General features: G+C 71.2%; 15 protein-coding genes. 10 read left to right on the forward strand and 5 right to left on the reverse strand.

The features are described 5' to 3' along the window. Positions 1-48 precede the first annotated feature (48 nt). Positions 49-3,312, forward strand: a complete 3,264-nt coding sequence (locus IE269_RS28795; protein WP_229898325.1) for an MSCRAMM family protein — start codon at positions 49-51, stop codon at positions 3,310-3,312. Positions 3,313-3,570: 258 nt separating this feature from the next. Beyond that, the gene (locus tag IE269_RS28800) at positions 3,571-4,332 is read left to right on the forward strand and encodes a hypothetical protein (protein ID WP_189826098.1); all 762 of its coding nucleotides are present in this window, start codon (positions 3,571-3,573) and stop codon (positions 4,330-4,332) included. A 34-nt stretch (positions 4,333-4,366) separates the two neighbouring features. Here IE269_RS28800 and IE269_RS28805 read toward each other — a convergent pair whose 3' ends face one another. After that, a complete protein-coding gene (locus IE269_RS28805; protein WP_229898326.1) occupies positions 4,367-5,518 on the reverse strand; it encodes a right-handed parallel beta-helix repeat-containing protein in 1,152 nt (383 codons plus the stop codon). Between the two features lie 468 nt (positions 5,519-5,986). Here IE269_RS28805 and IE269_RS28810 point away from each other — a divergent pair, with 468 nt between their 5' ends. After that, positions 5,987-6,892, forward strand: coding sequence for a Dyp-type peroxidase (locus tag IE269_RS28810; RefSeq protein ID WP_189826100.1), 906 nt, complete (start codon positions 5,987-5,989; stop codon positions 6,890-6,892). A 66-nt stretch (positions 6,893-6,958) separates the two neighbouring features. Here the strand turns inward: IE269_RS28810 and IE269_RS28815 are convergent, their stop codons facing one another. Continuing rightward, positions 6,959-7,762 carry a L,D-transpeptidase gene (locus tag IE269_RS28815; RefSeq protein ID WP_229898327.1) on the reverse strand — a complete coding sequence of 268 codons (804 nt, stop codon included), beginning with the start codon at positions 7,760-7,762 and terminating at the stop codon, positions 6,959-6,961. Between the two features lie 152 nt (positions 7,763-7,914). Continuing rightward, a complete protein-coding gene (locus tag IE269_RS28820; protein WP_189826101.1) occupies positions 7,915-10,611 on the reverse strand; it encodes an ATP-binding protein in 2,697 nt (898 codons plus the stop codon). Positions 10,612-10,815: 204 nt separating this feature from the next. On the opposite strand from IE269_RS28820, the gene IE269_RS28825 reads away from it, so the two are divergent. From IE269_RS28825 to IE269_RS28835, 3 genes are all read left to right on the forward strand, one after another. Continuing rightward, entirely contained in the window at positions 10,816-11,682 is an 867-nt protein-coding gene (locus tag IE269_RS28825; RefSeq protein WP_189826102.1) for an SDR family oxidoreductase, read from the forward strand. A gap of 27 nt (positions 11,683-11,709) precedes the next feature. Further along, positions 11,710-12,114, forward strand: coding sequence for a Dabb family protein (locus IE269_RS28830; protein ID WP_189826103.1), 405 nt, complete (start codon positions 11,710-11,712; stop codon positions 12,112-12,114). A gap of 135 nt (positions 12,115-12,249) precedes the next feature. Then, a complete protein-coding gene (locus IE269_RS28835; protein ID WP_229898328.1) occupies positions 12,250-12,522 on the forward strand; it encodes a DUF7660 family protein in 273 nt (90 codons plus the stop codon). Here IE269_RS28835 and IE269_RS28840 read toward each other — a convergent pair. Both IE269_RS28840 and IE269_RS28845 read right to left on the reverse strand, forming a co-directional pair. After that, the gene (locus IE269_RS28840; protein ID WP_189826104.1) at positions 12,435-13,316 is read right to left on the reverse strand and encodes a DUF817 domain-containing protein; all 882 of its coding nucleotides are present in this window, start codon (positions 13,314-13,316) and stop codon (positions 12,435-12,437) included. The genes IE269_RS28835 and IE269_RS28840 overlap by 88 nt on opposite strands. Before the next feature lie 194 nt (positions 13,317-13,510). Then, entirely contained in the window at positions 13,511-14,305 is a 795-nt protein-coding gene (locus IE269_RS28845; RefSeq protein WP_189826105.1) for a hypothetical protein, read from the reverse strand. A gap of 193 nt (positions 14,306-14,498) precedes the next feature. On the opposite strand from IE269_RS28845, the gene IE269_RS28850 reads away from it, so the two are divergent. From IE269_RS28850 to IE269_RS28865, 4 genes are read left to right on the forward strand one after another with little or no spacing between them, the layout of a single operon-like run. Beyond that, positions 14,499-17,105 (forward strand): dynamin family protein, encoded by a 2,607-nt coding sequence (locus tag IE269_RS28850; protein WP_189826106.1) that lies wholly within the window; start codon positions 14,499-14,501, stop codon positions 17,103-17,105. A gap of 19 nt (positions 17,106-17,124) precedes the next feature. Beyond that, positions 17,125-20,565, forward strand: a complete 3,441-nt coding sequence (locus IE269_RS28855) for an acetate and sugar kinases/Hsc70/actin family protein (protein WP_189826107.1) — start codon at positions 17,125-17,127, stop codon at positions 20,563-20,565. A 6-nt stretch (positions 20,566-20,571) separates the two neighbouring features. Continuing rightward, positions 20,572-21,675, forward strand: coding sequence for a DEAD/DEAH box helicase (locus IE269_RS28860; RefSeq protein WP_189826108.1), 1,104 nt, complete (start codon positions 20,572-20,574; stop codon positions 21,673-21,675). Continuing rightward, positions 21,672-22,586, forward strand: a complete 915-nt coding sequence (locus IE269_RS28865) for a protein kinase family protein (RefSeq protein ID WP_189826109.1) — start codon at positions 21,672-21,674, stop codon at positions 22,584-22,586. The genes IE269_RS28860 and IE269_RS28865 overlap by 4 nt, the downstream gene beginning before the upstream one ends. The last annotated feature ends 7 nt before the right edge of the window (positions 22,587-22,593 follow it).

Below are 22,593 nucleotides of genomic sequence, written 5' to 3' on the forward strand. Positions count from 1 at the left end.
ACGGCGTGTTGGTGCACCCTCCCGCTCCGAAGCACTCAAGGAGACGCTTTGACCACCCCAGCCCACGGTGCGCATCGGCGCAGACCCGGGCGCGCCACCCACAGCCGCGCGCTCTCCATCGGCCTGGCACTTCCGCTCATCACCACCGGCAGCCTCCTCGGCGCCGCGCCCGCCCAGGCGGATGCCGGCGACGGCACCGTGAAGGTGCGGGTCGTCCGCGAGGTGAACGCCAACGGCACCTGGGACCGGGTGCTGGAGCCCGCCCTGAACCAGGTCGAGGTCCGCCTCACCGACGACGCGGGCAACACCGTCACCGCCAGGACCGGCGCCGACGGCGTCGCCGAATTCACCCCGGCCACCACGGCCCTCAAGGGCGGCAAGTACCGCGCCCAGGTGATCAACCCGAAGCCGGGCGTCCTGTTCTCGGCCTTCGCCGACCACGAGGGCGGCCTCCTCAAGGGCGACGTCAACGCACTGACCAGCACCGAGGAGTTCGTCGACGTCTCCGGTGGCCAGAACGTCGAGTTCACCACGGCGTTCTGGAACCCGGGCGACTACTGCCAGAAGAACGCCGATCTGGTGACGGCCTGCATCGGCAAGGACTCCTCCGACGGCCCCGAGGCCGACACCCGCCGCACGCTGGTGTCCTTCCCGTACAACGCCCGGGGCAACAACAACCAGACCACGGACATGGCGACCAAGGGCGACACCGGTGCGCTGTACGGCATCGGCTGGTCCAAGCAGAAGAAGTGGGTCTTCTCCGGCGCCTTCGCCCGCCGCGCCTCGAAGTTCGGTCCCGAGGGCCCCGGCGCGATCTACCTCTCCGACCGGGCGAACGGCAACGCCCTGTCGCTGTTCACGAAGGTCCCCAACGTCGGCACCACCGCGCACGACATGGCGACCGACATGGACCTCTCCTTCAGCCCGAGGGTCACCAAGGAGTCCCTCGGCGACGTGGAGGTCTCGGAGGACGGCAAGGACCTGTACGTCGTCAACCTGAACGACCGCAAGCTCTACCGGTACGACGCCACCCAGAAGACGGCCGACGCCCCCAAGGCGTCCTACGCCATCCCCGACCCGGGCTGCGCCTCCGCCGACGACTGGCGGCCCTTCGGCCTCGGCGTGCAAGACGGCACCGTCTACGTCGGCGGCGTCTGCTCCGCCGAGTCGACACAGAACAAGGCGGACATGCGGGCGGTCGTCCAGACCTTCGACGCCGCGGCCGGGACCTTCACCGGCGTCGTCATGGACCAGAAGCTCGACTACCCGCGCGGCATCGCGGACAACCTCCCGGCGAATTGCAAGGGGCCGGCCTGGTACCCCTGGGCGGACGGCTACCGCGACCAGCAGGACGGCAAGAACTGCACCACGCGCTACGCCTACCCGCAGCCGATTCTGGGCGATGTCGTCGTGGACACCGACGGCGACCTCATCCTCGGCTTCCGCGACCGGCACGCCGACCAGACCGGACAGGGCCTGCGCACCAAGATCGGCGGAGGTCTGGCCGACCCGTCCTCCGGCGGTGACCTGAACCGCGCCTGCAAGGGACCGGACGGCAAGTTCGTCCTGGACGGCAACGGCGGCTGCACCAACAACGGCACCCCGCAGAACAACGGCGGACAGCCCGCGAACGTCCTGGAGTACTACCCCGGTGAGTGGCGGACCGTCTGGCACCTCGAATCGGCCTTCTCGGGCATCGCGCTCTCCAAGGTCGAGGACACCGTCGCCACCTCCGGCATCGACGTCATCGACACCACGTACAACAGCGGCACGATGCACGTGAACCGCGACGGCTCCAAGCCCTCGCCCAACGCCCAGGGCGGCAACATCCTGAACACCGCCTTCGGCAAGGGCGGCGCCATGGCCGACCTCGAGGTCCTCTGCGACGAGGCGCCGATCCAGATCGGCAACCGCGTCTGGTACGACGTCGACAAGGACGGCATCCAGGACCCGGGCGAGAAGCCGGTCCCGGGCGCCACGGTCAACCTGTACGACGCGAACGGCAACAAGGTCGCCACCACCGTGACGACCAGCCGCGGCGAGTACTACTTCGACAACTCGAACGTGCCGGGCGGCCTGAAGTTCCGCACCCAGTACACGATCAAGATCGACAACCCGGCCGACTACGAGGACGGCGGCCCGCTCTTCCGGTGGGCGGTCACCAAGAACGACGCGGGCGACAACGACTTCATCGACAGCGACGGCAAGGTCCCGCCGGGCGGCAAGTACCCCGAGCACACCATCACCACCGGTGACGCGGGCCAGGACAACCACACCTACGACTTCGGCTACAACCAGCCGGACGGCAAGGTGAGGATCGTCAAGACCGACGCCGCCACGGGCAGGCCGCTGGCCGGGGCGAAGTTCCAGCTGTGGCGGGAGTCCAATTCCCAGGACGGTCTCCAGATGGACGGTGACACGCCGGACACGAAGGTCGGTGCCGTCTGCACGACCGACGAGCGCGGTCTCTGCACCTCGGACAACGTTCCGCTCGGCGCCTACTACTGGCAGGAGACCGAGGCACCCGACGGCTACCGGCCGCCGGCCCAGCCCGTCTTCGGTCCGCTCGTCCTGGACTTCGACAACTACACGCGGGGCGCGGAGGCGAAGGCCACCAACCAGCCGGACGGCAAGGTGCGGGTCCTCAAGACCGACGCCGCCACGGGCAGGCCGTTGGCCGGGGCGAAGTTCCAGCTGTGGCGCGAGTCCAACTCCCAGGACGGTCTCCAGATGGACGGTGACACGCCGGACACGAAGGTCGGTGCCGTCTGCACGACCGACGGGCGTGGTGCGTGCACCTCGGAGAACGTTCCGCTCGGTACGTACTACTGGCAGGAGACCGAGGCTCCGCAGGGCTACCAGCCGCCCGCCAACCCCGTCTTCGGCCCGTTCGTCCTCGACCTCGGCAACGTCACCCAGGGCGCTGAGGTCAAGGCCGCCAACGTGCCGTACCAGGACGAGCCCGTGAAGGGCGAGATCACCATCGTCAAGAAGGACGCCAAGACGGGCAGGCTCGTGCCCGGCGCGGTCTTCCAGCTCTGGGAGGAGACCAACGGCACCCCCGGCCTCCAGCGCACCGGCGCCCGGGCCGACTCCCTCGCCGACCCCGGCTGTGCCACGGACGCACAGGGCAGGTGCCGCTACGAGAAGCTCGACGAGGGCGCGTACTACCTGTACGAGACAGCGGTCCCCGACGGCTATCAGTTGCCCGCGAACCGCACCTCGGGCCCGCACCGCATCAGCAAGAACAGCCTCAGCGTCACCGTGACGCTGAAGAACCAGCCCAAGGAAGAGGAAAAGAAGAAGAAGTGACCCGGCCGCTCCCGCACGGAGCTGACCGGTCGTCATGACCGGCAGGTGGCCCCCGCCCTCCTCGGCGGGGGCCACCTGCCGTGGCGCTCCGCATCCCGCACCCGGCGCTCCTGGATGCTGTTCGCGTACGGACCATCCCCCCCGGGATGTTGTTCGCGCACGGACGCCCCTCCCGCGATCCGTCACCCACCACACCCCAGCGCCTACCCACCGACCGAGCACGTCCGGCGCCCACGCGCCGAGGAGGAAGAGGAACCCATGGCCCGTCCGCGCCGTCCTTTGCTCTGGAGCGCCTGCGCCCTGCTCGTCGCCACCGCGGCCGTGGCGGGTGTCGCCGCCCGGGGAGCGGGTGACGAACTCGATCCCCGCCCGGTCACCGTCGCCGAGGCCCAACGGCTGGCGATGGCGCGCTTCAACGCGTACGAGAGCAGCCCGCTCGCCGTGGCCGTCCAGGTGCCCGACGGGGCGGACACCACCGAGGTGCACGGTGTGCTGGACTACCGCGCCCACCGGGCGGTCGGCGTGTACCGGAGCGGAACGGCCACTGCCCGTACCGCCGGTGCGCTGGCCTGGGACCAGAGCGGTCTGGCGGTGTCCACCGGCACGGCCGGGGCTGCCGACACCACCGCCCCCGGCATCACGGCGACGGCCAAGGCCGTTCCGGCCCGGGCGTGGTCGCCGCGTGCCTACAGCACGGACCCGATGGACGCGGCGCTGCGCCTGACGATGTCCCTGGCCGGGAACCGTCCCGACAACGCCCAGCTCCTCGCCCAGTCAGGACCCAGGCGACTGCGCGAGGAACAGGTCGACGGGCGCGTGCACACCGTCTTCTCGGGGCCGCGCCCCAAGAACGCCGCCGCCGGTTCCGTCTCCCCGCTGACCTACTGGGTGGACGAGCAGGGGCGGCTCGGCCGGGTGGAGATGGTGCTTCCCGGACTGGACCGGCCCGTCCGGCTGGACCTGCGACCGCTCGCCGCGAAGGTCCGGGTCCCGGACTCCCCGTGGAGGCGGACGCCCTGACGGACCCGGCCCCTCCACCCGTCACCCCGTCCCGTCAGCCGCCCGCGGGCAGCCGGTAGGCGTTCAGGTCCACCGCGCCCGGCAGCCCGTGCGCAGGGCGGACGGCCGCGCGAGCGCCACCGGGAAGCTGCGGCTGCGGTCCGGGCGCTGCGACCTCGCGGAAGGAGATGCCCGGCGGGACCTCGGCCGAGGGAAGCCGGGGGCGTCCGCCGGCCAGCGCTGTGTCGCGCCCCGGACACCGGGTGACCTCGGGCGGCAGGGCGGCCGGGAGGCTGCGCGTGCTTCCGTTGCCCTCATAGCAGTTGCCGCCCGTGCGTGCTGCCTCCAGCAGCAGCCCGGCAGGAGTCCTGGCGTCGACCGCGTTGTCCTTCAGGGTGTTGCCGCGCACCGGATAGCCCTGCACGTCCTGGAGGCGGAGGGCGGCCACGCGGTGGTCCCGCAGGAGGTTGCGGGCGACGAGGTTGCGGGTGCCGCCGCCGATGCCGATGCCCACACCGAAGCCTCCGTCGGCCTGTTCGGGGCTGGCGGCGTCGTTGTTCCCGGTGACCGTGTTGCCGACGACGGCGGCGTCGTGCTGCGGGCCCAGGGCTTCGAGGTTGTTCGAGTTGACGGTGATGCCCACCCGGTTGGCCCGCACCGTGTTCGCGACGAAGGCGAGATGCGTCGAGGCGTTGGTGACCTCGATGCCGATCGCGTTGTGCTCGACGGTGTTGTGGCGCACGACCGTGTTGCAGGGGTCGCACTGGCCGACGTAGATCCCGGAGTCCGAGTGTCCCGAGCCGTAACTGTGCTCGATGACGCCGTCGCGCGCGTCGAACGCGTAGATGCCGTACAGCGCGTTGTTGTGCGCGGTCACGTACGAGGCGCGGAAGCCCCCCAGCGCGGGGAACTTCGCCGTGTCGAGCGGGTCGTAGCCCGAACCCCCGGCCCCGGCGCGCTGGAGTTCCCGGTCGGTGACACCGGTGAACAGCACGCCGTTGGCGAGGTGGTTGCGAACTGTCAGGTTCTCGACGACCGAGCCCGCGCCCGTCACGGTGATGCCGTTGAAGCGGGTGAACTGACCGTCGACGACCACCTTGTCGCGGCTCTCTCCGCGCAGGACCACGCCGGGACGGCGCAGTTGCACCTCCTCCTTGTACACACCGGGTGCCACCAGGACAAGATCACCCGAACGTGCGACGTCCACGGCTTCCTGAATGGTCGGATAGGCGGCGGGAACGCGGAGTTCGGCGGGTCCGCCCGTCGGACCGGGCCGGGCAGTGCCGTGGGGGCCCGCACAACCCGTGAGCGCCGCCGAGCCCAGGGCCACAGCGGTGAGTGCCGAACAAAGGCCGCGGAAGAGGCTTCTGCCTACAAATGGGTGCATGGGGACAGGTGTAACTTATGGGCGGCTTCCTCTGGCGCCCGCGACCCGTCGGTTCCGGGCGCACCGCGGGCTCGGCCGCACTCCACGGAAAGGCTCCCGACACCCATGCGTGGTGACCTCCCCGCCCACCGTCCGGGCTCCCTGGGACGTCGCGCGGCACTCGGCGCGCTTCCCGCCGTCACCCTGGCCGCTGCCGGATGCGCTCCCTCAGCCCCTGCCGTCCGCGAGGCAGCACCCGGACAGCAGGGCGGCACAAAGGCCGGCGCGCAGCCGTCCAGCCAGCGAGGCGTGACGGAGCCCCCTGCTCCGTATGTGCTCCTGACCTCGTACGACCTGCGCCACGCCGATCAGGCCGCCGTCACGGCCGCCCTGCTGGCGTGGCCGGGTGGCCGCGGGGCCGGTCCCACCGGCACCGTCGTCGCGCTGCCCGGTCTGTACCGCGCACTGGGGCTGCGCACTCCGGCACTGCTCCGCGAACCGCCGCGTTTCCCCGGAGACCGGCTCGACCCGGCCCGTTCCGGTGGCCACCTGCTCGTCCTGTGGGCAGGCCCGACGGCCGCCGCGTGCCGGGAGGAGGCCGGCCGCTTCACAGCCTCCACGCACACCGCTCTCGCGCCCCGTTGGCGGCAGGAGGGCTTCCTGCCGCCCACCACGCCCGGGGCGACACCCCGCAACCTCTTCGGCTTCAAGGACGGCACGGAGAACCCTCCGCCCTCGGAGTACCGCCGCTGGCTCTGGCACCCCGACGGCAGCACGTACCTCGTCTACCGGCGCATCCACATGGACACCCGAGGCTTCGCCGCCCTGCCTCCCTCCGCTCAGGAACGGGTCGTCGGCCGTCACCGGGACAGTGGTGCACCGCTCGGCGGCACCTCGGAACGCGATCCGGTGGACCTGTACGCGAAGACGCCCGAGGGCCAGTACGTGATCCCGGTCGACGCGCATGTCCGGCTGGCCCACTCACGGCTCGACCAGGGTGCCCGCATGCTCCGCCGCGGCTACTCCTACGACGACGGGCCCGCAGGACGCGGACTGCTGTTCCTCGCCTTCATGCGGGACCCTGCCCTCTTCACCCGGGTCCAGCAGCGGCTGTCGGAGTCCGACGCGATGAACCGCTTCACCGAACACCGGGCCTCGGCCGTCGGCTACGTGCTCCCGCGGTTCGGCGAGGGGCGGCCCGTGCGCTGGAACTGACCGACGGCCCATGCACTGGAACCGACCGACGGCCCGTGCGCCGGAACCGACCGGGGGAGACCCGTGTCAGCGCAGCGGATCGTCCAGCGGCACGTCGACCGGGATGAGGTGCCCCCCGAAGGCGTCCGCCACGATCGCGTCCGCCTTCGCAGCGTCGGGATTTCCGACGGCCCGGTTGGGCTTGCGGCCGAACACATACAGCCGATCCCCGACGCCGAGCAGTCGGTACAGCCGCTCGGCGTCCTTGACGTACATGTTCACGCAGCCGCCCGAACCCGACTCGAACAGGTCCTTGTACGTCCCGTGCAGCGCCTGCCCCCCGTTGAAGAACTGCGAGAACGGCATGGGAGCGCCGTCGTAGACGGTGGAGAAGAAGGTGCGGTTCTTCCGGTAGATCCGCTGCCAGCCGGTCCTGGTCTCCAGACCGGGCCGCCCGGACCGGACGGGCACCGGCCGGAAGACGACCTTCGTGCCCTTCTGCACCCACAGGATCTGCCGCGACAGATCCACGCAGGTGACGCGGTACGTCCGTACAGGGCACCGTTTCCCGGCATTGGGATTCCTGCTCGCGTCGTAGACGAGCGTGTAACGGTACGTCTTGAGGTCGGGGAAGCCGTTCGCGGGAGTCAGCTTCAGATCCCGCTGGACCTTGCGGATCGCCACGCAGTCGGCCTGCGACATGCGGCCGTCCACCGGCAGACCCAGCCGCTTCTCCAACTGCCGCTGGTAGGGGCCCGCGTTGGCCGTGCAGCTCTCCGCGGGCGCGGAGGCGACGAAGGACGGGGCGGCCACCGCGTTCGTCGGACCGGCCTGCAGCAGCCCCGTCGCCAGCACCAGCGCCCCCGCTGCCGTCCACCGTCGTCGTCCCACATCTGCTCCAGATGTACGAGTGCCGTCTGCCTACCTGCGTCAGGAACAAGGAAGCGGGCCGCCGGGACCGTACGCCACTCGGGTGGGCCGAGCGGGGGAGAGGCGACGGACGGTGCGACGGGACATGTCCCGGCCGTACCGGCCGGGCCGCTTCACCGGAGGTCCGGCATGTCCCTGAGCTGCCTGCGCGAGGTGATGCCGAGTTTGCGGAAGATGTTCCGCAGGTGGGCGTCGACCGTGCGCGGGCTGAGGAACAGACGTCCGGCCACCTCCTTCGTCGTCGCGCCCGCCGCGACCTGGCGCGCGATGTGCGTCTCCTGCATGGTCAGGCTGTCGTACGTGTGCCCGGAGCGGCTGCGGGCCACTTCACCCGTCGCGCGCAGTTCGTCGGCGGCCCGCCGGGCGAACGCCTCCATGCCGGTCCCGGCCAGCCGTCCGTGCGCGGCACGCAGTTGCTCGCGTGCGTCACGGCGCCGTCCCGCACGGCGCAGCCACTCCCCGTACCGCAGCTGCGCCCGCGCCAGGTGCGGGACCAGCGAACTGCCCGTCAGGTGCTCGATCGCCTCCCGGTGGTCGTCCTCCGCGTCGCTGACCAGCGCCCGGGCCCCTGCCGCCACGCCGAGGGCGAAAGGGGTTCCAGCGGGTTCCGTACGTTCGACCAGGGACCCCAGCGCCGATTCCGCGGCGGCGCTCTCGCCGCAACGGACCGCGGCCTCCACCAGCTCGGGCAGCGCGATGCCGGTGAGGAAGAGGTCGCCGCCCGCCACCGCGCGCCGCGCGGCGGCCAGTGCGGCCGGGTAGTCGGCCAGGCCGTTGTACAGGACGGCCGTCGCCCAGTGGGCGTTCCCGGTCAGTTGTCCGGCGGGCCTGCTCGTCAGCTCGGTGAACAGGTCGAGCACCTCCTGGCGGCGGCCGCGCAGCGCCGCCAGATGCACCCTCGGGTAGAGCTGCGGCAGATCACCGACGGCGTCGGCGACCGCCTCCTCCTCGGCGATCGCATCCATCGCCCGCCCGAACTCGCCGGTGAACACCGTGGACAGGGCGAGCTGCGACAGCCCCAGCCGGATGGTCATCGGCGAGCCCGAGTCCCGTCCGGTCCGCACCAGCCATGCGACGATCCCGGCGTGCAGGTCCAGGTCCCACAGCTCGCCCGCGAGCACCGTGGCGAGCGCGGGCGCCCGGGTCCACCCGACAGCTCCGCTGTCACCGTCACCGTCACCGGCCAGCGCTTGCCGGAGGACCGGCACCCCGGCCCGGTGCCCCTCGCTGTGCAACAGCACCAACGCGTCGAGAAGATCCACCGTCTTCGAGGAAGGCGGTGCCGTCCGGGCCGCTTCCAGCACCCGGCCCATGACCCCGGCGGCCTGCCCCACGGCGAGCCCCATCTCCAGCGCGGCCACGAAGCACTCCCGCGCGCGTTCCGGATCTCGTACGGCGAACCGGCGCGCCGCCCGCAGGATGAGTTCCGGACCCCGCACGGCCCGGTCCGAGCCCTGGCTGAAGGCGATCTGCCCACGCAGCAACTCCACGGAAGCGTGCTGGAGTTCATCGAGCGACGCGGTGTCCATGCTGGTCAGCAGCTCGCCCGCCGCATCCGCCCGGCCCGCCGCGAGCGTGGCCCGCGCGGCGGCGAGCACGCGTACGGACTGCTTGGCGGGGTCGAGCGACAGCTCCGCCGCTCGTTCGAGGAACGCGGCACCGGCGGACACGCCCCCACGCGCCTGTGCACGGGACGCCGACGACTCCAGCTCCGCCGCGACCCGCTCGTCCGGGCCGGTGGTGGCCTGCGCACGGTGCCAGGCCCGCCGGTCGGGGGCGGCGACGGGGTCGGTGGCGTCGGCCAGCGCACGGTGTGCCGACCTCAGTTGCCCGGGTTCGGCCGTACGGTAGGCGGCCGAGCGTGCCAACGGATGACAGAACCGGGTACGGGTGCCGAACCGCACCAGCCCGGACGTCTCGGCGGCGGCGCTCGCGGCCGGCACGCCGAGGCCCAGCAGTTGCGCGGCAGGCCACAACAGGCCCGGGTCGCCCGTGGGGTCGGCGCTCGCCAGGATCAGCAACATCTGTGCCTCCGGCGGCAGTTCCCCCAACCTGGCCGCGAAGCTCCGCTCGATGCGGCCGGCGACGGGGGACGGTGTCGGTGGCGCGAAGCCGCCCGCCTTCGGCAGTTCGATCAGGGCCAGCGGATTTCCGCGTGCCTCGGCGAGCAGACGATCACGCACCCGCTCGTCGAGCGTCACGGTCTTCTCCTCGGCCAGCAACTCCTGCGCGTGCGCGTCGCTCAGGCCGCCGACCGTCAGACCGGGCAGGTCGTCCAACCCCCGTAGGACGTCGGAGTCGCGGGCCGCGAACACCACCGCGATCGGCTCGGCCGCGACACGCCTGGCCAGGAACGTGAGCGCCTCGGCGGACGCGGCATCCATCCAGTGCGCGTCGTCGACGAGGCACAGCACCGGCCGCTGCGCCGCGGCGGTCGCCAGCAACTGGAGCGCGGCCAGACCGACGCGGAAGGCGTCCGGCGTACCGTCGGACAGCCCGAACGCGACGAGCAGCGCATCGCGGTAGGCGGGCGCGAGCGTGTCCAGGTGCGCCAGTACCGGCACGCACAGCTGGTGCAGTGCGGCGAACGGCAGCTCCCCCTCGAACTCGGCGCCGGACGCCCGGATGACCTGGAAGCCCTCCGGAGCAGCCCGCCCGACGTGTTCCACCAGGGCGGTCTTCCCGATGCCCGGCTCGCCACGGAGCACGAGCACACCGCCCCGGCCCTGTTCCGCCGCGCCGACGAGGGCGAGGAGGCGGGCGATCTCGTCGTGCCGGCCGAGGAGGGGACGGGAGGGCGTCGTGGACATGATCAGCACCCTAGCGGCGAAGCCGCCCGGCCACCGGCGCCGACTGCCGCCGCAGCCACCGGCGTACGTAGGTGATTTTCACCGACGCGAGCGAAGACCGGCTCACGGGAACCTCAGGACATGCACCACGGGGAACCGGACGGGACACCACCGGGGAAGCCCCTCCACCACCCGTACGCACACACCCCAGAAAGGCACACCACCATGAACGCACCCACCGTGCTCGTGACCGGCGCGACCGGAACGATCGGCACCGCCCTGATCCCCGCCCTGCGGGCCCGAGGCGTCACCGTACGCGCCATGATCCGCGACGCCGGCCGCCCCGTCCCCGGAGCCGAGAACGTCGTCGCCGACCTCCGGGACCCCGCCTCGGTCCGGGCCGCGCTGGACGGCGTCGACGCGGCCTTCCTCAACAGCCCCTCGGCCCCGGACGCCGCCGACCTCCAGATCCGCTTCGCCGACCTCGCCCGCGCCGGTGGAGTACGACGGCTCGTCCTGCTCTCCCAGTACGCGGCCCGCGCCGACTCACCCGTACGGTTCCTGCGCTGGCACGCCGAAGTCGAAGCACACATGGCGACCCTCGGCCTCGACCACACGGTGCTGCGCCCCAACCTCTACCTCCAGGCCCTGCTCGGCCTCGCGGACACCATCGCCCAGGGTTTCCTCGCCGCGCCCATCGGCGACGCCGCCGTCAGCGCCATCGACACCAGGGACATCGCGGACGCCGCCGCGGCCGTACTGACCACCCCGGGACACACCGGCCACACCTACACGCTGACCGGCCCGCGCGCCGTGACCCACACCCAGATCGCCGAGGCACTCTCCACGGCCACCGGACGGCACATCACCTTCCACGACACCTCCGCCGAGCGGTTCACCGCCGCGCTGACCGGTGTCCTGCCGCCCTGGCAGCTCGGCGGACTCGTCGAGGACTACGCCCACTACAGCGAGGGAGAGGCCGCCGAAGTGCACACGTCCATCCCCGACCTCACCGGACACCCCGCCCGCGACCTCACGGACTTCACCCGCGACCACGCCGCCGCGTTCACCCCGGCCGCGACCACCGCCTGAAATCCTGAAAGCCTGAAAGGAAACCCGATGATCTACCACCACAACCGCTTCGTCTTCAAGAAGACCACCACCGCCCCACAGCGCGAGGAAGCCTTGGCCAGCCTGCGCAACCAGGGCGCGTCCATCGACGCGGTCGTGCGGTACGTCGTCGGCAAGGACGTCGGCGGCGAGTTCGAGTACGGGGCCGTCTTCGTCCTCAAGGACCTCGACGGCTACTGGGAGTACCTGACGGCACCCTCACACGCCCACACCGACAGGATCGGCCTTCCGCTGCTGGAGTCCTTCGTCTCGTACGACACCACCGACGAGGACGACCCCGACATCGCACAGAAGATCGCCGCCCTGCACACACGCCGCTACACCGCCGACCCGGCCCTCAGAAGGCTGGTGGCCGCCCTCCCCTCCTACACCGGCAGCAGCGCGCCGAGGTAGGCGCCCGCTGCCCACGGGGCAACCGGACTGCTCGTGGCCCGCACCAAGGGGCCGCCCGGCGAGACGGCCTCGCTTCGGGCGCGCGTACGAAGGAACTTCATGCCGAGAGCAATGGGCTCCGTCGAGAATGAACCCATGGAACCCAATGAACCCGTTGTCGACATGAACCTTGGTGACGAGATCCAGACCCGCGAGGAACTGGCCACGTTCGTGCGTGGCCTTCGGGAGGAGTTCCTGCGCCAGGGCCAGGAGTGGGAAAACGCCGACCTGGACACCTTCCTGGAAGCTCTGGCCGCATGGATCGACGACGCAGAGGGCTCTTACCGCGATTTCGGAAAAGAGCTCCCGCGGGAGGGCGACTGGACCTTCTTCGCGCAGAGCCTCAGGGCGGCCACCATGTACGAGTGACCGCTCCGGGCGTACGTCAAGCTTCGGACCCGGTGCCCCGCCCCGCAAATGACGAAGGTGACGCTGATCAGCAAGCCCCACGAGACCCACTTCGACAGCGAGACCGGTTCCCAGCCGTCCAACTGGTACGGGTAGCGCCAGACTCCGAGCCAGGTGGCCGCGTTCTCGGCCACCCACAGAAAGAAGCCGATCAGGGCGAAGGACAGCGCCAGCGGCATCCGGTACCGCCGCTCCGCGATCGTGAAGTGCACGTACGTCCCCGTGGTCACCGCCAGCAGCATCCCGCCGAGCAGCCAGCGCAGGTCCGGGAGCCAGTGGTGGCTCAGGAAGTTGACGTACAACCCCAGGGCCAGCACGGCAGTGCAACGGGCCCGGTAGCCGGTCAGCGTCAGGTCGAACAACCGCCAGGCACGGCATACGTAGCTGCCGACGGCCGCGTACATGAACCCTCCGAACAGCGGCACACCGGCAACCTTGGCCAGCCCCGGCTCGGGATAGCTCCACGAACCCACCTGCACCTTGACCACCTCGAACGCGAGCCCCAGCACATGGCAGACCGCCACGACCGCCACCTCCCGCCGGGTCTCCCACCCCAGCAGGAGGCCCACGGCGGTGAGGAGCACCGCGTACGCGAGCAGCAGGTCGTAACGCGCCACCGGCATGGCCGGGAGCAGCTTCGACGCGGCCATCCCGCCGAACAGCGCGAACGCGAACGCGCAACAGCGCGCCTCCGTCCACCCGAAACGCCCCAACTGCCTGACGAGCAGACCCACTTCGCATGCGTTCCTCAACATGCTCGTGTAGAGCGTTCGGAGGGCGACAGGGTTGCGCAGTTCGCCCTGCGGCGCAGTCGAATCAGGTGGAGAGCGCCGAGGTGTTGCGACCCGAAGCCGCAGGTGCGGCGGAAGAGGTCTCGTGCCTTGTCGAGCGTGGGGACGAGCCGTCGTGGTGCTGCGGCCCTCGTCCGTGGCCGGAGCCAGTTCGATCGTCAGGGGAAGTCCGGTGCGTCGTCCGTGGCCGAGCCCTCCAGGTACGCACCGTCGGCGTTCCGGACGAAGCACAGCACCGGTTCGCCCCGGACCCACTGGCGCTGGTTCGGTTTCTGGTAGGCCAGCTTCAGGCTCATGTTGCCCACATAGGCGTTCTTGAAGTTGCTGAATTCCCTTTGGCACTTCAGGCGGGCGTCCTGTGACAGGAGAGTCGCCCCGGGGTAGTCCGTACCGGACAGGGAGGGGGGCGTGGCGATCACCTCGTACTCGTGGAGGTCATCGCAGTCCACGGCCAGCAGGCTCCCGTCCTCGAAGTCCACGCAGTCGCCGAGGGACAGTTCGTCCCGTGGCACGGGCGTAGGGGACGGTTCGTCGGTGACGCTCTCCGTGGGAGACGGAGATTCCGGTTCGGTCGATTCAGGAGACGGGGACTCCGGTTCGGTCGATTCAGGGGACGGGGAGTCGGTCTCCGGCTCCGGTGTCTCCGTTGTTTCGGTTTCCTCGGGGGTCGTTTCCTCAAGCCCCGAGCCCGTGGTGACGGTCGACCCGTCGGGGAAGACGCCCAGGCCGACCGCGGCCGCCCCGGCTCCTGCGACGGCCATCACCGCGACCGCGGCCAGCAGCGCGGGGCGCAGCCGGTGCCGGCGGCCGTGCGGGGCAGGCACGTCGCGGTCGGCCGGGCCGGGATCCCGCGGAGTCCGTACGGAGCGGCGGCGGGGGGAGTAGGGGATCTGGTGCTCGCCGGGAAGCGAAGTATAGGGATCTCCGTCGTGTTCGTGGTCCGATGTGCCCATATCAGGAGAGTGCCAGTGAAATGCTCAACGAGGGGCGGGTCGGAGGGATTTGGGGGAATGTGGCACGGACGGTTGCCTTGTGCATGCCCCGCGCGGGACATTGCTTCGAGGGTTTGCCGAGCACGGCGGAACCGGCTGCCGCACGGTGACCGGAGCGGACCTCCGGCGGTGCGCTCAGGCGGAAGGAGCGGCCATGGCCGAAGTCGGTATCGCCGGATACGCGCGATGGGCGTCGGATCTGAACGACGTACTGGACCGGGCGCCTTCGGGCGGCGGGGGCGTCAACCCCGAACTGAGCCGCAGGCGGGCGGAGTTCGGCCGCGCCGTCGACCGGCTCGCCGAGGAGGCGCGCGATCCCCTCACGGTCGGCGTGGTGGGGGAGTACAGCGCGGGAAAGTCCCTGCTGATCGAAGCCCTGCTGGGCCTGCCCGACCTCCTGACGGTCAGCGACGTGGCGACGACGGGGAACATCACCGCCCTCCACGTCGTCCAGGCCGCGGACGAGAGCGCCGCACCCTCCGTCGAGAGCCGTGAAGTCGTCTACTGCACCGCTGCCGAGATGACCGAGCTGATGCAGCACCTCCACCACAAGCTCACCGAGGTGGCCGCCCTGGAGAACCTGGGCGAGCAGGCCCTCGCCGACCTGCGGGCGGCGCGGCCCTCGGAGCGGGGCCGGCAGGCGCTGACCGAGTGGTACGGCCGGTACGCGGAGGCCGAACTGGGCGCCAAGACAGCCTCCCTCATCGACGAGATCCGGAAGCAGGACACCGCGTACGCGCACGCGCACCTGCTGGGCCGCCGCTACCAGCTCTCGGAGGACCAGGCCAAACGGGCGATGTCCATGCCGGACTTGAAGCTGAAGTCCTCAGGGCCCGGTGCGCGCTCCCTCGGGAACCCGGAACAGGGGGAGCAGATACCGGACGACGTGCTGGTCGCCTCCGTTCCGCTGATCCGCCGCGTGAACATCCGGCTGCGCGTGCCGCGCCGGATCTGGGACCTGGGGGAGGCCGGTGCGCTGACCCTGCTGGACTCCGCGGGCCTCAACAGCTCCGACTCCAGGGAGCGGGACCGGTTCCTGAGCATCCGCGAACTGCGGGACGTGCACACCATCCTGATCCTCATCAGCGCCCTGCGCGGACCCGTCGGCAGCGAGCAGGACTTCCTCGACATGCTGCGCCGACCGACGAACGACGGACGGCCCCAACGGTCCGAGGAGGCGCTCCGCAGGAGCCTGCTCGTCGCAGGCGGCCGCTTCGCCGACCTGCGGGTCACCGCCCGAACCCTGCGTGCCGTACTGCTGGACACGTCGGAGGCCCTCACCGAGCGCCGGCTCCTCGGGCTGGCGGAGACCGCCATGCTCAACAAGCTGGTCACCGCCGCCTACAAGCTCCCTCTCGGCAGGCAGGAGAAGCAGCTGTCCCTGGTGTCCGCCGTGGTGGGTCTCGAATCGATGGCGGCGAAGCGGACGGTGGACCTCGACCCTGCCTTCCGCGCCCGGCTGGGCTTCGACGAGACCCTCGCCAAAGCGATGCCTGTCGTCAACACGTGGCGGGAAGTGGCCGCGCGCCTGGAGGCAGACGATCCCGGAACGCCGCTCGGCAGGGCCTTGGGGGAGTACGCCAGGGACGGCGGTCTCGACCATCTGCGCGGGCAGCTCACCCGGCACGCCAGGGACCACGGCGGGGCCATCAAGCTCGATGCCGTGCACCGGCGCGCACAGGCGGTGGACACGATGCGGCTCGCTCTCATCAAGGCCGAACGGGAATACACCGAAGTCGAACACACGCCGGAGTACGAGGACTTCCACAGCGCGCTCTCCGACACCCGCCGACTGCTCGCGGAGCTCCGCGAGCGCCTGGTCCTCGGCATCGCACCGGGCGTGCGGGCGCAGGAGGAGGCCCGGAGGGAGATCGAGGCGGAGGCGGCGTACCTGGTCGCGCGCTGGCCCCAGTGGAAACACATCTTCAGCGCGGTGGACCGGAACAAGCAGCTCATCAAGGCGCGAACCGGCGAAGAGGCGCGCGACCCGGGAAGTCTCAGCGCCCGTGCGGCGCAGAAGGCGAAGGAACTCGGTCTCCACGTTCCCGACACGCAGGCGGACCAGCGGAGCACGGCCGTCCCTGGTGAACCGGGCGAACTCCTCCAGCAGTTCCGCGACTGCCACCGCCGACTCCTGCACTTCGTGCACAACCAGGCCCTCGCCGGGTTCGAACAGCGGCTGGAGGGCTACGCGGACGCCATGGACGAGCTGTACGAGACATGGGAGCGGCTGCTCTCCGACGAGGGACGGGGCGCCCGCAAACCGGAACACAACCAGCGACTCTCGGAACTCCTCTACATCGCCGACATCGACGACTGGACCGACCGCCTGCGACGGGCGTCCGAGACGGCATCGGAGGCCGTTGCCCCCGAGGCCGCCTACCCCCTGCGCCTGGACCGGGCCTTTCCCTGGCACCCCGCTCCGCCGGAAGGACGCGACGAGCTCGAACAGCACGTCGTGCACGCCCTGCGGATACGACGAGAGCTGGTCGCGGCCCTCGTCCACGCGGTGCAGGGACATCTCGCGCGGGGAGAGGCCGTACTCATGTCCGCGGTCGACAAGCACATCAGGGATGCCGAAGAGACAGTCAACGCACCCGAAACCCTTGATCTCCACCTGCCAGGAGCGGACCTCGAGGGCGCAGGGCGGCGGAACGACCCGTGGGACGTGGCCGTGCGGCTCGAAGCACTGCCGCAGCCCGCCTCCAGTTCGGGCACGTCGCGCCGACTGCTTCGACAGGCAAAGCGGTCGAAGTCCTGACCCGGACACGAAGGGAACGATGACCATGGGGCTCCAGGCGGACTTCACGTCCTCAGGACCGGGCTGCGTACCCGACGGGCGGGGTGCGGGATTCACCCTCACCGGGCCACGGACCGCCCTTGAACCGCCCGCGCTGCGACTGGCACCGACCACGGGCGGAGTCCTCGTCAGCCGTACCGAGATCCTCACCCCCGTCGGCGTGCCGTCCGAAGTGATCGATCCGCTGCGGGCGTGGTACGCCGACGCGGAGGGCCGCGTGCTCCACGATCCCGCACTCGTCGGCGGCAGCGGGACCGTCTCCCTGCCCGGAGGGCTCCGGTTCTCCGAGCTGCCCCTGCGGATCCGTATCCAGTACCACGAGATGAACCCGGTCACGGGCCGTCCGGTGGGAACCATCCACCACACGGTGGAAGCCGCCACGACACTGCACGTGAATCCGGCCCAGGAACCCCGGCCCGCACCGGACGTCCCCGCCGCCACACTCAGCAGGCGGCAGGAAGAGGCCCAGCAGACCGTCCCCAGCGGGATCTCCGCGGCGGAACCGGAAACGGTGCGGTCCCCGACCGGGAAGGACTTCGCCGAACGCGTGCCGCAGGACGCGGTCAGGCACCTCGGATTCGCCGCCGTCGACTTCGGTACGACCAACTCCACCCTGACCATTCACGACATGCGGCAGCTCGAAGTGCGCCCCATGGCCCGCCGCCAGGAGAAGCGGCTGCGGGCCGAACTCACCGACCTCCTGACGGACCCCGCGGCGGCCGGCCCCGACGGAGCCCGGTGGCGGCAGCTGCTGCACGACGTGACGCGCCAGCTCCTCCCCGAGTCGGCCGCGGAGGCGGGCGGCGACCCGGGCCGCGCACTGGCGGAGTCCCTGCGTTCGGGGCACGGCGGAAGCAACGAGGTGCACAAGCTATGCACCGCCCTGGAAGTGCAGTTGTCGCGGGTCGGCGAACCCCTTCAGCGTCGGATCGCACCGCGCCTCCATGCCTGCTACGACCGTGCGTTCGCGGAGCTCCCCCTGGACAGCCTCCGCCTCTTTCCCGCCGAACTCGACCAGGTGGGCGGGGCCGAGGTGGCCAGCCGCATCGAAGTGGTGAGCCACACGCCCGACCTGCGGGTCCGGATGGGCGAGGAACGGGTCGCGGTCGGCGGAACCGGCGGTGGCACGCCGCGCGCCTACCGGGGCCTGAAGCAGTACCTCGGCAGGGACCGGCCGATGCCGGAACTGCCGGCGCACCCGGACGGCAGTCCGGTAACGGCGGACGACCTCATCCGCGAGGGACTGCGCTACCTCCTCGACCAGGGCGACGAGTACATCGCCGCCAATCCGCGGGAGCTCCAGCAGGGAAAGATCGACCACGTCGTGATGACCTACCCCACCGTCGCCCCGCCCGCGGTACGGCGGCGCCTGCGGGAACTGGTCGCGGCCGAAGCGGACGGCCTGGGCGTCACGCTCGTGGACACCCAGTTCGACGAGGCCGTGGCGGCAGCGCTCTTCTTCATCATGAAGGGTCTCGGCGGTGACTTCGGCGCCGGTGTCGAGGCGTTCCGGGCCCGCTGCCGGGAGCTGCCGGGCACCTTCGGCAAAGCGTGGCAGCAGAACGCCCTGATCCTCGACGTGGGCGGCGGAACCAGCGACGTGGCCCTGATCAGCCTGCACCTGAAGGACCGCACCCCCGACCCCGCGCCCGGCGAGGACGAGCGGTTCACCGGCAGGCTGTACGTCCTCACCCCCAAACTCCTCGGTTCCACCGGGCATCTGCAACTCGGCGGGGACCTGATGACGCTCCGCCTCTTCCGCTGGTACAAAGCGGCGCTCGCGGACCACCTCCTGCGGACCCGGGCGGACGACTACGACCGGGTGATCGGCAGTCTCAAGGAACCCTTCGCCGCGGACGGCCGTTACGCGGCCGGTTCCCTGCTCGACCGGAACCCGGAGTCCGACGGCTACCCGGGCGACCTGGTCGACATGGCGGTGCGGACGCGGTGGAGCGGACTGCACGAGACGGAGCGCAGCGAGGCCGAACAGGCCTTCTGGATGCTGTGGCGGATCGCCGAAGAGGCCAAGTACCAGCTCGGCGCGGGCAAGGCGGAGTACGTCCCGCCGCCGGAGGAGATCGCGGCGCTCCTGACGCGCAGCGGCGCGACGGGGGACCCCGATGCCGAATGGGCACCCCTCATGACCGCGGCCGTCTTCGAAGGGCTGCTGGCAGGCACCGTGGACGAGATCATGGACCTGGTCGCGGCCATGGCCAGGAAGCTGCCGCAGGGCCAGGAACTCGACCGCGTCTTCCTCACCGGCAAGAGCAGCCGCATGCCGATGATCCGCGCCGCGCTGGAACAGCGCCTCAACGCGGAGGACGACGTGCACTGGAACCCCGCCGGCATCGAGGTGGAGGAGAAGGAGTACGCCAAGCTCGCGACCTCCATCGGCGCCTGTTGGGGGCATCACGTACGACGCTTCGCGCACAATGAGCGAACGGCCCGCAGCGTGCTGCGCCGGGGCAGGTACGTCCTGCGCATCGAGGTCGACAACCTCCGCTACTACCTGCCCAGTGACTTCGGCGCCACCTTCCAGCTCGGTGCCGCCGCCACACCCACCGACGCGATGCTGAAGGCCGGCACCGGGCTGAGCCCCATCGGCCCCGGCGGCATCTGGGCCGTGCGCAGCGACTGGGACCAACTGCCGCGGAGCCTGGTGGTGCACCGCGGTACCGGCACCAGCTGGGCCCTGTGGGGCTGGTTCGACCCCGACGTCCGCATCAAACGCCATGAGCCGGGCTTCGTACTGGACCTGGAGCAGTGGACGGCGGAGGCGCAGTTCCAGGTGGAGGTCGACGCCGACCTCTTCCTGCACGTCCACCTGTGCCGCGGCGCACCGCAGTACGTGGTCGAAGGCAGGTCCTCCCCGATCGCCTTCGACCAAGCCCTCGACGAGCAGGGCGCGTGGAAGCCGGTCCAGATCGTCGTCGACACCCGGGTCGCGGGGGACCGGCCCGACTTCGGCGCGGTGGTCTTCGACCTGCCCGAGGACCCGCGAGAGGGCCTCACCCTCTTCGACCAGACCTTCAGGACGGGCCAGGAGGCGGGTGCCCGAGAGCTCCGCGGTGCGTTGAGCGGCTGGCTGGACCCACCCTCTCCCGACGGCTGGTCGTTCTACCTGAGGTTCCCCGACGACCCGGACCGGCCGGACGAACTCATCGACGTCGTCCCGATCCCTTCGCCCATGCACGCCGAGGCGCAGGCGAAGGGCGGGGAGCTGTCGCACGAGAACGCCGAGTACGTGGCGACGCTCGACGAGACGGGCCGGCTGCGGGTGCACCGGGCCCCCGTCCCCTACTGGTCGGCCGGGTCCCTCGCGGAGATGTGGCAGAAGAAGGGATCTGTGTTCCGCGTGGCCATGGAAGACGCGCAGTCGGCACACTTCGCCGACCGCGACCCGTTCAACGGCAGGCACTGAACCGCCGTGGAGGCGCTGAAGAAGCTGTGCACGGAGCCGGGATCACTGATCGCCCTCACACTGCGCGCCCAACTCGTCGGCGTACGGGCCGCGTTGGCGGAGGTGCTCGAAGCGCTGCCCGAGGATCCGGGGGCCGCCGCCGGGCGAGAAGCACTGCGTGAACTCGACGCGGTCCTGGAACGACAGGAGCCGGAGGGCGCCGCCGCTGTGGACGCGTACGCCCCCACTCGGGCAAGGGAGACCCACGCCCTTGCCGGGCTGGCGGCCGAGCTGGTGGCGAGCCCCGAGGCGTCGAACTACCTGGGACCCCTGACCGTACCCGCGGAGACCGAAGCCGTGTTCCTGTGGCGGTGGTTCCACCTCACGCTGCTGAGACTGCCCGCCGCGCAGGCCCACCGGTGGAGGGAGCGCGCGGCCCGCCTCGCGCCGGGCCCCGAAGCGCAGGCCGCCGGGCAGTGGGTCCAGTGGCGCGCGCTGAACCGCGCATGGGACCTGGTGCCGCCCCTGCCGGACAGCGGCGCACCCGGACTGCGCATCGCGGCCGACGAGCAGGCGACGGCCGACCCCTCGCCCGCCGCCGACCTCTCGCCCGCCGCCGTCTACGAGGTGCTCGCCGACTGGGTGACAGGACTCGCCGCATACGACACCGAGCTCCACCACTGCCTTGAGGTACTCACCCACCGGGGCCTGCTGCCCCTGCACGAGGCCGGTCACCGCAAGGCCTACGAGCAGGAGCTGCGCCACCGCATCGCCCGGCTGGCCCGGCAGCCGCAGGACTCGCCGGAGGCACTGCGGGCGGCGCTGGCGGTGGACGAGGCGCTCTGCTCGGTACTGCACCTGCCGCCCGCCGCACCGGGCAGCTGGTGGGCGGAGGTCGCCGGGACCTCCCAGCACACCGTCCTCGAACTGCGGCGCAGGGTGCGCGGCAGAGGCGCCGACGTCGCCGTGGAGGTACCCGCCCCGCACTACCGGGACGCCCGGCAGCGGACCGGCGGGAACGACATCCCCCTCGACGCGGGCGGCCTCAAGGGGCAGGTGCTCGCCGTACTGCGCCTGTGGGCGCGGGTGGAGGGCCAGGAAATGCGCGGGCGGGTGGTGTATCGCGGATGAGGGAAGAGACGGCAGGGCGGGAGCGGTGGCCGACGAAGACCGAGTACGCCGACGCCGTGCAGGACCCCCGGTCGGCCTTCGCCGAGCCGCGGCTCCAGGAGGGCGTCGTCGAGCAGGGCCCCCTGGGCATGCCGCTCACCAGCTCCGGCCGCAACGCGGTGGTTTTCCGGCTCCAGGGCCCCGACGGCTTGGTGGCCGTACGCTGCATGACGCGGGAGCCGGCCGAAGGCGCCCGCCGGTACGGTGCCCTCGCCCGACATCTCGAACGTTCCCCCTGCTCCGTGCTCACGGCGGCGCAGTGGGTGCCACGGGGGATTCTGGTACGGGGCGCATGGTGGCCCGTGGTGCTCATGCCCTGGGTGCCGGGCGGCACCCTGGACACGGTCGTGCGCCGGCACCTGGGAACCGCGGACGCGCTGCTGCACCTGGCGGCCAACTGGCGGGTCGTCGTCGAGCAACTGCGGCGCTCGGGGGTGGGCCACGGAGACCTCCAGCACGGGAACGTCCTCGTCGACGACGATCTGAGACTCCAGCTGGTGGACCTGGACTCCGTGTGGGTGCCCGGCGCCGGGGACTGGCCGAGGGCCGAATCGGGCCACCCGGACTACCAGCACCCTCGCCAGGAACTGCGGGCGAAGGGCTTCGCGCTGGACGCCTTCTCCGCCTCCGTCATCTTCCTGTCCGTACTGGCCGTCGCCTCGGACCGCGCACTCTGGGAACTGCACACGCAGGAGAACCTCATCTTCCGCGCCGACGACTTCGCGCACCCCGGCAGTACGGACGTGTGGCGGCAGCTGCGGGACTCCCCGGACCGCTACGTGAGAGCCCTCACCGAGGCGCTCGCCGCCGACTGCGGCCGGGCCGCCGAGCACGCGAGAGGACCGGAGGAACTCCTCGCGGACGTACGGTGATGGGGGC

The sequence above is a fragment of the Streptomyces spiroverticillatus genome (genome assembly GCA_014650415.1).
Lineage (GTDB): Bacteria > Actinomycetota > Actinomycetes > Streptomycetales > Streptomycetaceae > Streptomyces > Streptomyces spiroverticillatus.

Bases quoted from the DNA above. Each gene is read 5' to 3' on its own strand.
- IE269_RS28800 (WP_189826098.1), top strand. From the start codon at position 3,571: ATGGCCCGTCCGCGCCGTCCTTTGCTCTGGAGCGCCTGCGCCCTGCTC.
- IE269_RS28820 (WP_189826101.1), bottom strand. From the start codon at position 10,611: ATGTCCACGACGCCCTCCCGTCCCCTCCTCGGCCGGCACGACGAGATC.
- IE269_RS28825 (WP_189826102.1), top strand. From the start codon at position 10,816: ATGAACGCACCCACCGTGCTCGTGACCGGCGCGACCGGAACGATCGGC.
- IE269_RS28830 (WP_189826103.1), top strand. From the start codon at position 11,710: ATGATCTACCACCACAACCGCTTCGTCTTCAAGAAGACCACCACCGCC.
- IE269_RS28835 (WP_229898328.1), top strand. From the start codon at position 12,250: ATGGAACCCAATGAACCCGTTGTCGACATGAACCTTGGTGACGAGATC.
- IE269_RS28840 (WP_189826104.1), bottom strand. From the start codon at position 13,316: ATGTTGAGGAACGCATGCGAAGTGGGTCTGCTCGTCAGGCAGTTGGGG.
- IE269_RS28845 (WP_189826105.1), bottom strand. From the start codon at position 14,305: ATGGGCACATCGGACCACGAACACGACGGAGATCCCTATACTTCGCTT.
- IE269_RS28850 (WP_189826106.1), top strand. From the start codon at position 14,499: ATGGCCGAAGTCGGTATCGCCGGATACGCGCGATGGGCGTCGGATCTG.
- IE269_RS28855 (WP_189826107.1), top strand. From the start codon at position 17,125: ATGACCATGGGGCTCCAGGCGGACTTCACGTCCTCAGGACCGGGCTGC.
- IE269_RS28865 (WP_189826109.1), top strand. From the start codon at position 21,672: ATGAGGGAAGAGACGGCAGGGCGGGAGCGGTGGCCGACGAAGACCGAG.